General features: G+C 38.2%; 17 protein-coding genes. 7 read left to right on the top strand and 10 right to left on the bottom strand.

Annotated elements, in window-relative coordinates; genetic code table 11:
- Nucleotides 1–12: 12 nt before the first annotated feature.
- Nucleotides 13–1053 (bottom strand): 4-hydroxyphenylpyruvate dioxygenase, encoded by a 1041-nt coding sequence (hppD, locus tag QPX86_RS09040; RefSeq protein ID WP_220754175.1) that lies wholly within the window; start codon nucleotides 1051–1053, stop codon nucleotides 13–15.
- Nucleotides 1054–1134: 81 nt separating this feature from the next.
- On the bottom strand, nucleotides 1135–2295 hold the full coding sequence (locus QPX86_RS09045; protein ID WP_285164975.1) for a homogentisate 1,2-dioxygenase: 1161 nt from the start codon (nucleotides 2293–2295) through the stop codon (nucleotides 1135–1137).
- 238 nt (nucleotides 2296–2533) lie between these two features.
- Between QPX86_RS09045 and QPX86_RS09050 the strand changes: the two genes are divergently transcribed.
- Nucleotides 2534–3445 carry a LysR family transcriptional regulator gene (locus QPX86_RS09050; protein WP_285164976.1) on the top strand — a complete coding sequence of 304 codons (912 nt, stop codon included), beginning with the start codon at nucleotides 2534–2536 and terminating at the stop codon, nucleotides 3443–3445.
- A 1-nt stretch (nucleotide 3446) separates the two neighbouring features.
- Nucleotides 3447–3905: an EVE domain-containing protein gene (locus tag QPX86_RS09055; RefSeq protein WP_220754172.1), complete on the top strand. Its 459-nt coding sequence runs from the start codon at nucleotides 3447–3449 to the stop codon at nucleotides 3903–3905.
- Between the two features lie 129 nt (nucleotides 3906–4034).
- Here QPX86_RS09055 and QPX86_RS09060 read toward each other — a convergent pair whose 3' ends face one another.
- Nucleotides 4035–4448 (bottom strand): YccF domain-containing protein, encoded by a 414-nt coding sequence (locus QPX86_RS09060; protein ID WP_220754171.1) that lies wholly within the window; start codon nucleotides 4446–4448, stop codon nucleotides 4035–4037.
- Between the two features lie 293 nt (nucleotides 4449–4741).
- Here QPX86_RS09060 and QPX86_RS09065 point away from each other — a divergent pair, with 293 nt between their 5' ends.
- Entirely contained in the window at nucleotides 4742–5755 is a 1014-nt protein-coding gene (locus tag QPX86_RS09065) for a 1-aminocyclopropane-1-carboxylate deaminase/D-cysteine desulfhydrase (protein ID WP_285164977.1), read from the top strand.
- A 200-nt stretch (nucleotides 5756–5955) separates the two neighbouring features.
- On the opposite strand, the gene QPX86_RS09070 is transcribed toward QPX86_RS09065, so the two are convergent.
- From QPX86_RS09070 to QPX86_RS09090, 5 genes are all read right to left on the bottom strand, one after another.
- The gene (locus QPX86_RS09070; RefSeq protein WP_102527949.1) at nucleotides 5956–6129 is read right to left on the bottom strand and encodes a hypothetical protein; all 174 of its coding nucleotides are present in this window, start codon (nucleotides 6127–6129) and stop codon (nucleotides 5956–5958) included.
- A 535-nt stretch (nucleotides 6130–6664) separates the two neighbouring features.
- The gene (locus tag QPX86_RS09075; RefSeq protein WP_285164978.1) at nucleotides 6665–7360 is read right to left on the bottom strand and encodes a ChrR family anti-sigma-E factor; all 696 of its coding nucleotides are present in this window, start codon (nucleotides 7358–7360) and stop codon (nucleotides 6665–6667) included.
- Nucleotides 7353–7931, bottom strand: coding sequence for a sigma-70 family RNA polymerase sigma factor (locus QPX86_RS09080; RefSeq protein ID WP_374758502.1), 579 nt, complete (start codon nucleotides 7929–7931; stop codon nucleotides 7353–7355). Before QPX86_RS09080 ends, QPX86_RS09075 begins: the two co-directional genes overlap by 8 nt.
- Nucleotides 7932–8305: 374 nt before the next feature.
- A complete protein-coding gene (locus tag QPX86_RS09085; RefSeq protein ID WP_220754166.1) occupies nucleotides 8306–8854 on the bottom strand; it encodes an LON peptidase substrate-binding domain-containing protein in 549 nt (182 codons plus the stop codon).
- 102 nt (nucleotides 8855–8956) lie between these two features.
- Nucleotides 8957–9493: a lipocalin family protein gene (locus tag QPX86_RS09090; protein ID WP_220754165.1), complete on the bottom strand. Its 537-nt coding sequence runs from the start codon at nucleotides 9491–9493 to the stop codon at nucleotides 8957–8959.
- Between the two features lie 302 nt (nucleotides 9494–9795).
- On the opposite strand from QPX86_RS09090, the gene QPX86_RS09095 reads away from it, so the two are divergent.
- A complete protein-coding gene (locus tag QPX86_RS09095; RefSeq protein ID WP_285164979.1) occupies nucleotides 9796–10737 on the top strand; it encodes a chemotaxis protein CheV in 942 nt (313 codons plus the stop codon).
- A 105-nt stretch (nucleotides 10738–10842) separates the two neighbouring features.
- Here QPX86_RS09095 and QPX86_RS09100 read toward each other — a convergent pair whose 3' ends face one another.
- Nucleotides 10843–11484 (bottom strand): hypothetical protein, encoded by a 642-nt coding sequence (locus QPX86_RS09100; protein ID WP_285164980.1) that lies wholly within the window; start codon nucleotides 11482–11484, stop codon nucleotides 10843–10845.
- 151 nt (nucleotides 11485–11635) lie between these two features.
- Nucleotides 11636–11995: a DUF2750 domain-containing protein gene (locus QPX86_RS09105; RefSeq protein WP_220754162.1), complete on the bottom strand. Its 360-nt coding sequence runs from the start codon at nucleotides 11993–11995 to the stop codon at nucleotides 11636–11638.
- Nucleotides 11996–12213: 218 nt separating this feature from the next.
- Between QPX86_RS09105 and QPX86_RS09110 the strand changes: the two genes are divergently transcribed.
- The 3 genes from QPX86_RS09110 to QPX86_RS09120 all read left to right on the top strand — a co-directional run bounded on the left by QPX86_RS09110 (nucleotide 12214) and on the right by QPX86_RS09120 (nucleotide 14444).
- Nucleotides 12214–13428, top strand: coding sequence for a lytic murein transglycosylase (locus QPX86_RS09110; protein ID WP_285164981.1), 1215 nt, complete (start codon nucleotides 12214–12216; stop codon nucleotides 13426–13428).
- 167 nt (nucleotides 13429–13595) lie between these two features.
- Nucleotides 13596–14078 (top strand): FKBP-type peptidyl-prolyl cis-trans isomerase, encoded by a 483-nt coding sequence (locus QPX86_RS09115; RefSeq protein ID WP_220754160.1) that lies wholly within the window; start codon nucleotides 13596–13598, stop codon nucleotides 14076–14078.
- Between the two features lie 138 nt (nucleotides 14079–14216).
- Complete coding sequence (locus tag QPX86_RS09120) at nucleotides 14217–14444, top strand: DUF3389 family protein (RefSeq protein WP_220754159.1); 228 nt, start codon at nucleotides 14217–14219, stop codon at nucleotides 14442–14444.
- Nucleotides 14445–14457: the final 13 nt, after the last annotated feature.

The raw sequence follows: 14457 nt of genomic DNA on the forward strand, positions 1-14457 counted from the left end.
AAATATTAAGGTTTACAGTACGCCACGCTTCATTTGATCACGTTCTATAGATTCAAATAATGCTTTAAAGTTACCCTCACCAAAGCCTAGGTTATTCTTACGTTGAATGATTTCAATAAAGATTGGACCAAATAGGTTTTTAGTGAAAATTTGAAGTAAGTAACCATCGTCATCACCATCAACTAAAATTTGATGATGCTTGATACGATCTCGATCTTCTGTCACTTGTGGTAACTTATCGAAAATCGTGTCGTAGTATTCAGGGATAATATCCAAGGTCTTGATTGCTGTGCCTTCCATAGCATCAAGAGAGCCAACAATATCACGGCTTCTAAATGCTAAATGCTGAACGCCAGGGCCATTGTATTCACCTAAGTATTCATCAATTTGGTTGTTATTGTTGCCTTTACCTTCGTTAATCGGAATGCAGAAACTACCGTCTGGTGAACGAAGTGCATAAGAAACTAGTGCTGTTTGTGCACCGCTGATGTCGAAGTAACGAACTTCAGTAAAGGCAAAAATGTCTTTATAAAAGTTAGCCCATTTTTCCATAGTGCCTTTATAAACATTGTTGGTTAGGTGATCGACTTCCATAAAGCCTTTCTCTTCAACAATCATTGGCTCTGCTAAGTCTTCAAAATCATTTTTATAGATATTTTGCGCATCACCAAACACATCAATAAAGTAAATTAAGCTGTCACCAATACCATAAATTGCAGGGTAGGCCATATCTTTTGCTGCATCATCAGCTGGCTTTGCTCCACGCGCTACCGCTTCGTTAAAGGCAAATTCAGCATCTTCAACACGCCAACCCATTGAGCAGATTGCTGGGCCGTGAGACTTAGCGAAATCTGCTGAGAATCCTTGCTTAGATTTATTCAGTAAGAAATTAATATCGTTTTGCTTGTAGTAAACAATATCGTTCGCTTTTGCTTTTTTAAGCATAGAAAAACCAAAGTCAATAAACACTTGATGCATAAAATCAGTGTCTGGGCTGGCAAATTCTGTAAATTCAATGCCTAAAAGACCAAGTGGGTTTGTTTCGCTCGCCATTGTGTTTTCCTTAATTTTATTTGCTTTGAGCGTCACTCTTTGGTGACGTTTTAATCGGTTAAAGCTGAATCAAAAAACTGCTTATGATTCAATCCATGAACGGTTGTAGTCGTCACTCATGCAGTTTCTAACATGAGTGGTTAAATTGAGTGGCGCAAAGGTGTCTACCATTACGGCATATTCATAGGTTTCTGTTTTGCCTATCGATGCTTCAGTTTTCCCAGGTTGCGGGCCATGAGGGACGCCTTTTTGATGGAGTGTCATATATCCAGCTTCAATACCCGTTCGACTCATGAAGTCACCATCGACGTAATACAGGACTTCATCACTGTCGATATTATTATGGTAGTAAGGTGCAGGTATTGACTCAGGGTGGAAGTCATAAAGACGAGGCACAAAGTTACACACAACAAAATTGTTTGCAGTAAATACAATATGATCAGAAGGAGGTAAATGAATTTTCCCTACTTTAGGCGCATATTCTGTGATGTTAAATGCCCACGGATAAACACATCCGTCCCAGCCAACAAGATCAAAAGGGTGCCATTCAAGCGTGGTGACTTGATATTTGTCACCAAACTTGCTGACAAGAGGGAACTCACCTTGTTCAACAATTGCTTCTGTTAAGGTTGGGGTTCTAAAATCTCGCTCGCAGTAGGGAGCTGATTCGAGCATCTGGCCATATTCATTACGAAAATGTTTTGGCACCTCAACCATTGAAAATGACTCGATAATAAATAAACGAACATTTTCGTAGTCGTTAAATTTAAGCTGATAAGTCGTACCACGAGGGATCACTAAATAATCCCATTGTTTAACGTCTAGTTCGCCATACTCACTGAGTAATTTACCTTCACCTTGATGCACAAATACGATTTCATCAGCGTATGCATTACGATAGAACTTAGCAGTATCTGTAGTGACTTTGGCGGTGTACATCGCCACATCACTGTTAAAAAAAATCTTATTCCGTGCACTGAAAAAGTTACCTTCACAGTCAGCTTGGCGAGAGTCGAGTTTATAGTTTTGAATTAATGAATCTTGCCAAGCCTTACCGTGCTCTAGTGAGTATGGAGCGACTTCTAACGCCTTCGTTGGCATATTATGGTGATATTTATTGGAGTAAATATTTGAAAAACCGTGGGTCGAAAATAACTCTTCACGGTACAACTCGCCTGACTCTTTCTTAAAAGCGATATGACGTTTAGCAGGTATCTGACCTTGCTGAACATAAAAAGGCATACTGACTCCTTAACCCTATTTACTCATTTTATAAGCCTTGATTAGCTTGTTGCACGATTATTGTTAGTGTTTCTAGCGCAAAAGAATCAAATACTTTGTGATCTAGTTATCAATTTAGTTGCTAGAATGAACAAAAAAAAGAATAATAAACCACTTAACTCAATTAGATTTTTTGATGGTATCGATTTGTTTACAATAGTGTCACGGCAATTGGACAGAGCCTAAGCGTGAGGGATATATGAAAATTGATGTAGAAGCCTTTAATGTTCTGCAAGTACTTGTAGAAGAAGGTAGTTTTGCTAAAGCATCTGAGCGTTTGCATAAGGCTCAATCAGCCGTAAGTTACCAAGTGAAAAAGCTTGAGCAGCACTTAGGGGTACAATTATTTAACCGCGAGCAATATCGAGCCGAATTAACTCCAGAAGGAAAGGTTATCTTAGCTGAAGGCCAACGGTTACTGCAGCATTTATCCAATATTGAACACTTAGCGAGTCGCTTTAGTGAAGGGTGGGAGCCAAAGCTTGAATTAGTCATAGATGGTGCACTCCCAATGGAGCCTATTATGACTGCGCTGCAACGAATGTCTGAACATAATGTGCCGACTAAAGTACAGTTGAATATGGAGTTTTTAGGCGGAGTTCAACATCGATTTGAACGAGATAAAGCGGATTTGATGTTAGTTAAAGATTATACCGCCGCACCATATTTCTCTGCTAAACAGTTGCCCACCGTTACAAGCCTATTAGTGTGTGCAGCACAGCATCCGTTAGCCACTAAGCAATCAATCAGTTTAACTGAATTACAACAGCATGTTGAACTCACCATTGAAGACTCAGCACCGACTCAGCAGCGAGATGAGCTACAATTTGGCGGTGATAAAGTGTTTTACTTGTCAGGTTTTATCATGAAAAAAAATGCGTTATTAAAAGGGTTAGGCTTTGGCTGGATGCCGGAGTTTCTAATTAATGAAGAACTTGCTGCAAATCAGTTAGCGCTTGTAGATTTTGTTGGTGGTCATCGGTTTCGTTTTACGCCGCAACTTGTTTCAACACTAGAGCGACCTCTTGGTAGAGCAGGGCAGTTATTTACTGATTTAATTTTAGAAGAATTCGCATTATTTGATAAACAGCGCCAAATAGAGGGAGCATGATATGGCTTTTTGGTTAATGAAGTCTGAGCCAGATGAGTTCAGTATTGATGATTTAGCACATTGCGAAAATCAAACAGAAACTTGGGATGGGATCAGAAATTATCAGGCTCGTAATTTTTTACGGGATAAAGTAGATCTTGGCGATATTGTGTTTTTTTATCACTCTAGCTGTAAAGTGCCAGGCATTGTGGGTTTAGCCACTGTGTCGTCAGCGCCATTTATTGATCAAAGTGCTTTTGATCAAGCTTCAACTTACTTTGATGCGAATTCCTCTATTGATAACCCACGCTGGGTGGCTGTAGATTTGACTTTTAAAGCTAAATTTAGCCGTATTATAACGCTGACAGAGTTAAAAGCAGATCCTAATCTAGCTGAAATGGTGCTCGTCAGTAAAGGAGCAAGACTTAGTGTACAACCGGTTACTCAGCAAGAGTTTGATTACATATTGTCCCTTGAGTAAATGCATTAATATTGTCATTGATATTTAAAACTAAGTGATTAAAAGTGTATAAAAAAGGAACTCAATTGAGTTCCTTTTTCGTTATTATCTAGCTATCAGCTTAATACTAACCACTTTATGTTATATCGGTTAATAGCTTTCTTTAGCTACAATGGTTTGACCAATAGGCGTAAGACTTAATAGTGCTAGTTTTACATGCTGTATCGCAAATGGGATACCTATAATGGTAACAAAACAGGCTAATGCATGGGTCAGATGGCCAATGGCTAACCATATTCCGCAGAATAGAAACCAAATCACATTACCCACCATACCTAATGGGCCTGTACCAAAGTCTTCAATTCCTGAAAGGTGTTTACGGTTTACATTTTCTTGACCAAATGGCCAAAATGCCATTTCACCAATAACGAAACATGCGCGACCAAAAGGAATACCAATAATACTGATAAAACATAAGATGCCCGCAAGCCACCAAGCAAGCCCCATCACAAAACCACCCATGATGAACCATGCAATATTAAATATTAATCTCAACACTGACATTGATAATCCCTTAATTTCGATTGAATTGATTATTAACCTAATCGTTAACTTATATACTGATAAGCGAGAAATATGCCAACTATAGAGAAGGAGTGTTTGAAATTACCAGTTTTTAATCGTAAGCTTCTGATTGTAAGACGTAAAATGTGTGTTTGGTGTTGGGGTTTTAAAGGCGGGTTAAGTTTTTAACACTATGTAAGTTCTGAGTGTAAAAGTTAGATATAGCGGTTTTCACTAAATATTAGGTAAAATACTCCTTTAAAGTTTTTAAATAAATTAACAAGTGAAAAGTTATGTTTGCTGCAACTCCTGTCGAGTCGATGATGTTTGCCGGTCGAGAAATATTTGTTAAAAGAGATGACCTTATTCACCCTGATTTTAGTGGTAATAAAGCGCGGAAGTTTCAATATTTTTTAGCTAATGATTTCCCTCACATCAGTAAAGTAGTGGGTTATGGCTCAGCCCAAGCCAATTCGCTCCATTCACTCGCTGTGCTGGCTAAAATGCGTGGTTGGCAACTCGATTATTATGTTGATCATATTGCTGATTACTTAAAGAAAAATCCTCAAGGCAATTACCTTGCTGCATTAAATAATGGCGCCAATATCATAGAGAAATCTGCGATAGACAAGCTGCAGGCTAAAGACTTTGAAAGTGCGACTGACTTTAAAAATGTTAGCATCTCTGATTATATTAATGTAGATCAAAACTTATCACTGGAAGAATATGTGGTGAGTTTATCTAAAAACGCATTGGCAAATGAGTTGTACATTCCTGAAGGCGGCCGCTGTGAGTATGCCTCTGTTGGACTTGAGCAACTTGGTAAGCAAATTTTAGATTGGGCGCAGCTGCACAATTGTATTGAATTAAATCTATTTCTGCCCTCAGGTACTGGTACTACCGCTTTATTCCTCCAGCGTTTCTTTATCAAGCAGGCAAGTAATAACAAGCCTAAAGTGAATGTACTGACATGTAGCTGTGTGGGCGGTGACGAATATTTAAAGCTGCAATTTAATCAGTTGACTGATAATAGTGCCTATCACCCAACAATAATTTCAAATGGCACTAAATATCATTTCGGTAAATTGAATCGGCAATGCTACGAAATGTGGCAACGAGCGTGTGAAACCGGAATTGAATTTGAACTGCTATACGACCCTGTGGGTTTTATTATGCTAGAACATTTTCTGACAAGCCCAGCAAGAGTGCCTCAAATTGACAGTTCATTGCCATTGATGTATTTGCACCAAGGTGGACAGCTGGGTAACCCAAGTATGTTGGCTAGATATAAACGAAAGTATGGCTGATTGAGCGTCCTTTGAAACTAGATTAAAGGGTATTTGAGAAGAATAAAAGTGAAGTATTAATATAAACGGGTTGAAAGAGGGAGGTTCTTTTCATATTGCTCAGTTCTAATAAACGTCCGGTATAGTGTGAGATGAAATACCGAGAAGCGATGTTTATTGAGTAACTGAGCAAATGAATAACGCAAGCGTTATAGAAAGTGTTACTTGTTAGCCGTAATCAACCATTTCATAAATTTTAACGCTTCTGTGCGCTTTGAAAAAGTTGTTTTAGTTTTACCTTGGCTGTCAGTAAAAGCTATTGAGTTTTTGTTTGATGATATTGAATTTACAGGGAAATTAACTGTAATTTCGTGACCATTAATGTTGTATGACATATGCCACACTCCTTGTTTGAAATTTCACCTTATGGTGAGTAAGTAATAACAATAATTATCCTTAAGCAGTTGTGTTGCGTAAGTTTGTGCTTATTGAAGCTAATGTGTGTGCTTAAGTTAGTTGTGCTCATTACACTTACAAGTAGGCTTATAGATTAATTTTTTTAATCGCCAACATACTTGCTTTGAATAGTTGAACATAGGCATATGACAAACTAATGACAATGTTTAACTTTGCAGGATGACTTGTAGTGTGGGTTTACAGTTGCGGTTATAACTAACAGAAGGGTAAACGAATAAATACAAGTTAACTTAATAACATAAAGGATAATATGCGTATATTTTTTATATAGCAATACATTTTTTTCAAAATAAAACAGTTTCAGACGAAAAGGTGAGCTAAATAGCTTTTTTTTGCATGTTAATTCACCAAAAAGTGTAAAGTCAGCGCAATAATTACCAGAACGACGGATTTTTTAGGTCCTTATTATCGGTTATTAATACACTGACAATACTTTAGTAGGTGTTTATTGAATTAATAAATCAATTCACCAATTGGGTTGAGTAATTTACTGATCCCTTTAGTGAAGTACAGTGGCGCATCCACAACGGTGTAACACAGGCAACCTTCAATCGTTTTAGGGCTGTGCTCATGTTCGCTATTAAGCACCATAAAATCACCTGCGGTATAAGTGTTATATTCGTCACTAAACTCACCAGCAAGCAATAAGGTTAATTCTTCGCCTTTGTGGCTGTGCTGAGGGATCTCGCCGTTTTCAGCAATGTGTAATAAACTTGCCCTGGCTTTGTTTTCACCGGTATCTAGACGTAGGCGACTGACTTTACCAATTCCTTGCCATTGGTTAGCTACTTGCTGTCTAAAGGCGCGGGGTAACCTATAGTCTTGTCCTTTGACAGTGATATCGATATTAGAGACAGTCGGATTTGTTTGTTGTGAGCTGTCTGCAACATCTAACCTGTTGTCCGTCATCATATCAGCCAGTAAGGCCTCTAAGTCTGAATCTAATTCAGCGTTCATTTGGCTATCATCTGAACTAATTGCCGATAAGGTAAAATTATCTTCAGTCGCTGCTAAGGTAAGCGAGGCTAACTTGGCTGCACATTCTGAACACAACTCACAATGTGCCGAAACTGCGATCGATAGCGACAGTGGTAATTCGCCTTGGGCATGGAGAGTTAGCAAATCTTGATTTGGGTGATATTTAATCATAATGTTTCTCCATGAAGCCTTTTAACTTTTCTAATCCAAGTCTTAGTCTTGATTTTACGGTACCTATTGGTACTTTTAATTTATCTGCCAGTTCTTGTTGAGTCAGTTCCTGCATGTAGATCCCTTGAACAACTTGCTTTTGTAATGGGGGGAGGTCATCAACATGTTTAAGTAAAGTGGCTGACAGCTTAAAGTCGTTTTCTGTTTCATCACTTTCATCAGATTCAAACAAAGGCCATATATCATCGCCAAAAGCGTCTTCACGGTTATTTTGCACTTTACGCAGCATATCAAAGCACTGATTTCTCATTACCGTAAACACCCAAGTGCTTACAGCAGCTTTGTCAGCATTATATAAATGGGCTTTGGTCCATACGCGCGTCATGGTTTCTTGAACCAGATCCATCGCTAGGCCTTGTTGACTTAATCTTTGCACGCCAAATGCTCGAATCTTTGGGGAGAAGTGTGCGAACAACTTCGCAAAGGCGGCCTTGCTACGCTGATTAGCAACTTGGTGCATTAATTCGGCAAGATATTGAGCTTCGTTGTCACTGGTATCTTCTGATTTCATAGCACTATGTTTTGCATTATTATTTTTAGATAACATGCCTTTATCATAGCGATTTTTTATAGGTTGTGATTGAAAATTTTCCATTTATTTTCGCTCGCATTGTCAAAAGAAGTCTCAAAAGAGAAAGCTTCAAGAAAGTCTTAACATTTTTGATTGTAACGTCATGTGCAAACAGCTTTGACTCACAACATCAATATGTCACTTATTGATTGATACGCGGCGGTTTGAGAAAAAGATCATAATGATTGGAGATTTATAAGAATATAGTTAGATTATCGATATGCTGTAATTATTCTTTGTCGATTTTAGTTCAATTTTTTATGAATTAGCTGAGTTAAGGCTGCCATTTATATAAGTAAAAATTAACAGCATCATTATTTAATGATGCTGGAGATTAAGTTTTGGGTCATTTCATGATTATGGCTGTTGATGCACTGGTATTTTTCTTCAGCTGAAATAGGCATAATTTCTAACCATCGCTGACAGACCCAAGAAATATTATCAAAATCACTTTCATTGTAGTGAGATAAATGTGTTGGGTATTGTTCGAGCAATTGTTGTAACGTTTCACTTAGATATTGTTGATGTGGCACAATGTTACTGCTTGGCCAGTCAGGGATTAAACTGACATTACCACGTTTAAGTCCATCGTCTTCAATCAAAATATCATTAACTTTAAAACGTTGTTGACCTTGAATGCTTACCCCAAGCAATCCGTCATCTAACATCTCAAAATCTATAATGTGTACCCAAGTACCAATCGGCATAAGCTCGTTATTACTGTTTAACATACATAAACCAAATCCATCACCAGATTTAAGCGATTCAGTGACTAAACGTTTATAGCGTGGTTCAAAAATCCTTAATTGCGTAAAGCCTTGAGGCAATAAACAAATTGAAAGAGGAAATAAGGGTAAAATCATAACTGCACCTATATGATGGATGACTCAAATATCGAGACAAGGTTTAAAATTAAATCAACTATGTATACGAGGTTTAGCCACGCTATGATCACTATTTACAATTTAGTTTTGTTTTACCCAAATCAGTTGTTCTTGCTCAATGCCTAATTGCTCCATTTTACTGATAAAACGTTGTTTAATATCAGTAGATAGTGTGTTGTTACGTGCAAGTATCCATGCGTATTCATTATTAGGGCCGATAACCAATGATGCTAGGTAATCGCCTTGTTCATCTGATACTAAGTCATGAATTTGATACGCACCGTAAAATGGACCAAAGAAAGACACTTTTAAACGGCCAATATTATCTGACTCGATAAAGTAGGCTTTACCCTCGGCTTGCTGCCAACCAGATTTATCTTCTGAGTAACCTTTATTTATCACGACTACTTTGTCGCCTTCTACAGAGTAATTAGCAGTGACTTGGCTTAAACCTCGTTCGAATGAGTGATCTAAACGGGCGATTTCATGCCATGTTCCTAGGTAATTATCTAATTTAAAGTCGTTAACCACTTCAACTTTAGTGTCAAGCATAGTGCAGGCACTGGTGGATAAAAGTAATAAGGCTGAAGCGATGATTTTTATTGGTTGTTTGAGCATCTTATTTCCTTCAAAGCAGTTCATTAATAATTGGCTATCTAGATTAGTAAATTAAGATGTAGATAGTAACATTTCTTAAGTAAGCCAAAGAATCTGATATGGTTACATTTTTAATCTAATAACTAATGATACGTGGAACTCAGCCGATAAGATCTGTATTAAAAGAGGATTGTTGAATTTGTATGCTATCTGGCAATGTTTTCAACAATTGGCTGAATATTTTAGATAAAGGCTGCAGTTTTTGGGTCTAAACCATCTTATAATTTGATGAGAATCGATGTTGAGTTAACTGAGAAATAATAATGAAGAAAGTTCTTGATACTGTAGATCAACGCACTCAGTTAGTGGGTGAAAACCGGTTGGAATTACTACTGTTCAAAATAAGTGCAACTCAATTATTTGCGATTAATGTATTTAAAGTAAAAGAAGTCGTTAAGTTACCGCCTCTAAGCGCCTTACCAGGCAGTAATAATAATGTCAGTGGTGTTGCCAATATCCGCGGCATGTCTATTCCGGTAATTAACCTCAGAGGGGCTATTGGCTTTAGTCCTATGCCTGTATCTGAAGACTGTAACTTGATTATTACTGAGTATAACCGCAGTGTGCAGGGTTTTTTAGTGGGTAAGGTTGAGCATATTGTTAATATGACATGGAGCGACATTATGCCACCGCCTAAATCTGCTGGGGCAAATAACTATCTGACGGCCATCACTAAGCTGCAAGATAATAATGTTGAGCGTTTGGTTTCTATTATCGATGTTGAAAAAATATTAGCTGAAATTATTGATTATGATATTAGCTTATCTGATGGCGTGTTAGATGAACATTTAGCCGAGCATATGCCTGGTAAAAAAGTGCTTATTGTTGATGACTCATCTACAGCTAGGAAGCAGGTTAGGGATACGCTCAGTCAATTAGGTATTGAAATTATTGAAGCTTCAGATGGATTACAAGCTTTGAACCTATTGCAGCGTTGGGCTGATGAAGGCAAAGACGTGGCTTCTGAGTTATTAATGATGATTACCGATGCAGAAATGCCAGAAATGGATGGTTATAAATTAACGTCAGAAATTAGAGCAGATAAGCGTATGGCGTCGTTATTCATTACGCTTAATACATCGCTCAGTGGCAGTTTTAACCATGCGATGGTTGAGAAGGTCGGTTGTGATGAGTTCATTTCTAAATTCCAGCCAGACTTATTAGTAGGTGTGGTTCAAACACGCTTAAAAGCCTTATTAGGCTAACCCTGTTAATCTTTTTTCTTATTGCTGAACTTAATAGGCTAACGACTCAATGATTAGCCTATTAAGTTTCAAGAATATCGTTTTCAGATTTATGAGTATTGTTGGTTATTGTTCAAATTCCTCATGCACTTGCTGCAGTAATAACTTTTGATGTTCCTTAGTGATGCCAATGTTCATTCGACATAATCTAATGGCATAGGCAAACTTTTCTTTACCAACAATGTTTAGTATTTCGCATAACAGATGCTTATTCAGTGAAAGCGTGTCGCAATAATGATTTATCGCTTTTGTGAGGGAATTAAAAGTGAGTCCATCGAACTCAAATTGAGCGCTGTAACCTTGCTCTATATCCACAGCATTAAGTACCAATGGCCAACCTCTAGCATTAATCCGGCCCTTAGCGATTTTGTACATCATCCAAGCGCTTTCTTTAAAGCCTGAAAGAATTCGGCAATCAAAACCTGATTCTTCAAGTTCTTCCTCAGTCCAATTAATCCCTATGGCTAAATCTTTGTGGTAAATCCGCATTAAGTCATCTTTAACGGCATCTCGGCAATCCCAAATTGATGTGAGCAAGTTCTTTTTAGCTAAACGTGCACATTCCGTGCAAGCAGGTAAGGTCAGTGAAGGGTGCGGCGTACTTGGTTTGGCGTAATAACTGAATACATCATTTGACGGCTCGGCGCAAAACCAGCATTGATGGCGGAGATCAAAAGGGATTTCAACTAATGGGGGTAAATGATTCACAAAAGACCTTTAATCAATTAGTACTTAATAAATATGATTCAATAAAAAAGCTGCCGAGTTTCGCAATAGATACGATTCCTCAATGCAGCTTTATTTCAAACAGTCGTTTTATACTCACATTGATTACTTAAAATCAATGTATTCTAACCAATTATTCAGCTTCTACGTCAACTAATTCTTTAGCTAAAACGATAGGGTCGACTTCGATACACTCTTCATCAGCTATCCAATCTAAACCGACTAAAACACCATCTTCGTTTAAGTCACCAACCCAGTATTCTAAAAACTCATTTAGGCTGATTTTAACGGCTTTGTATTCAGCCCACTCTTCAGTGCAATGGCTTGACGCAGCAGATTCTGTTGACCATAAAGGCATAACATCAGTTTCTTCAAATTCAGAAGAGTCACATACAACCCAACCTTCGCCCGTTTCATCCGCTAAGCCCCATAGGACTTGATGTTCTTTAACGTTCTCAATAAAGCTTGTAACAGCAGGGGTTTGTTCAATCATGATTAGTCTCTTTGATGAATTCAATTAACACAACGATTATACGGTAACTCTAATCAATACAAAACACTATTAAGCTAATGTGACAAGATCAATTTAAACATGAACTGAAATTAACCTTATAAACACATATTTTCAATATTTAAGACTTAAAGCCTCTTGTTTCCTGAATCGCTATCAGTCACGATGTGAACAGTCATTATTTGTAGAAGTATTCATTTATGGTGAGTGTTAAAGTGTCCCCAGTTTTAAAGTCGGTGTTATTACTTTCTAGTTGCTTTGTAAGTCTTCAATCTATTGCAGCGCCTGACAATTTTTCTCAATGTGTTGATAACCTTAAAATCAAAGCTCGTAGTGAAGGTTTATCTGAACAAACCATTAATACTAGCGTTGCTAGTCTCAAATTTATTCCTCGCGTCATAGAACTCGATAATCAGCAGCCTGAATTTAGCCAAACTTTCGGTAATTATTTTAATAAGCGTGTTACAGACTGGCGCGTCAAAGAAGGGCGCCGTTTATTGGCAGAAAACCGTGAGTTATTGGACAAGTTAACAATTAAGTATGGTGTTCCTGGGCAATATATTATTTCCTTTTGGGGTCTAGAAACCAATTTCGGTGGCTACAAAGGGAAAATGTCAGTGCTCAACTCTTTAGCCACATTAGCATGCGATCCTCGACGTAGTGATTACTTTACTAATGAGTTAATGCAGGCATTGAAACTTAAAGAAAAGTATCTGTTCGATGATGCCACTATGGTGGGGTCTTGGGCTGGCGCTATGGGGCATACTCAATTTATGCCAACTAATTATGCCAAATATGCCGTTGATGGTGACGGTGATGGTAAAGTTGATTTGTGGAATAGCACAGCAGATGCTTTAACCTCGGCAGCTAACTTTTTACAACAATTAGGTTGGAAGCCCAACGAGCGTTGGGGGCGAGAAGTAAGCCTACCTGAAAATTACGATTACCAATATTTAGGCCGTAAACATCCGCAATCGTTAACCAAGTGGTCAGAACTTAATATCACTCAAACAAGTGGTAAAGCGCTGTCTACGCCAGATATGAATGCGTCATTGTATGTGCCGTCTGGTCATACGGGACCTGCTTTTTTAGGGTATGACAATTTTGACGTAATTATGCGTTGGAATCGTTCAGAGTTTTATGCCATTGCCGTCGGGCATTTAGCTGACCGAATCAATGGTGCTGCGCCACTGGCAGTAAGTGCCCCAGAGCATGGTATGTTTAACCGTAGCGATATTAAAGTCATGCAAGCAAAACTGAATGAGTTAGGTTTTGATGTTGGCAAACCAGATGGCGTTTTAGGGCGTAATTCGATTGCTGGTGTGCAAGCTTTTCAGCGCAGTAAAGACCTTGTTGCTGATGGTTTTCCAGATGAAAAAACCTTTACCGCTCTGGGTATGACTTTAAATGAGTAAGTAAGGGGATAATCAAAAATCTGACTCGATAGCGGTTAACCTCTCCCTCAAGCTCTTTATTGTAGATTCACAGCAATGCCGATTTAATACGGCTTTTGCTGGCAGCTTGTTAGACGATTTGTTAAGCTGCGGCAATTATTGAAATCGAAGTAAATTAAGGACATTCGATGACAGCTCAAGATAATATGGTAGTACGTTTCAACTACACGCTTCGTGATGAAAAAGGTGAAGTAATTGAGACTAATGAAGGTGGATCACCTATTGCTTACTTACATGGCCATGACAACATGATGCCAGGTATTGAAGATGCGATTACAGGCAAAGAAGCGGGCGCTAAGTTTAGCGTGACACCTCCAGCTGCTGCTACTTACGGCGAACGTATGGAAGCAGCTGAGCAGCGCGTTTCTGTTAAGCACCTGCAAGGCGCTAAAGTATGGAAAGCGGGTATGCCTGCAATTGTTAACACTGAACAAGGCCAGCGCCAAGTGACAGTGGTTAAAGTAGGTAAGTTTATGGCAACCATCGATACTAACCACCCTTTATCAGGCCGTGAATTGACCTTTGATATTGAAGTGGTTGAGATTCGTGAAGCAACTGATGAAGAAATTGCTCACGGCCATTCACATGGTGAAGGCGGTCATCAGCATTAATTTTGATTAATAATCAATGATTAAGTGACAATTTTAAATGATAACAAGTTTCTGTTTAAACCCAAATTCTTGTTTTGATCCCAAGTGAATATCACTTGGGATTTTTGTTTTCAGCTCAGTTAAATCGGAAATGTATTAATGATTATTGAATTTTCACAAGGCAAATTAGTCGTCACTCCTTTTGAAGTGCAATGCCGTTTGAATGTGAATAATATTGTATTAATTGCAATGGTTGATGACATCAAATGTATTGCTGACAGATTACTACTTATTGCCGATGCAGGCGCGGTGCGTTGGAGTATTCAGCTCGACAATAACCAGCAATTTTATGAAGTGTTAGAAGTGATAGGTATTGCTCCTGAGTAACGCTATACTCAGG

The organism is Shewanella goraebulensis (genome assembly GCF_030252245.1).
Taxonomy (GTDB): domain Bacteria; phylum Pseudomonadota; class Gammaproteobacteria; order Enterobacterales; family Shewanellaceae; genus Shewanella; species Shewanella goraebulensis.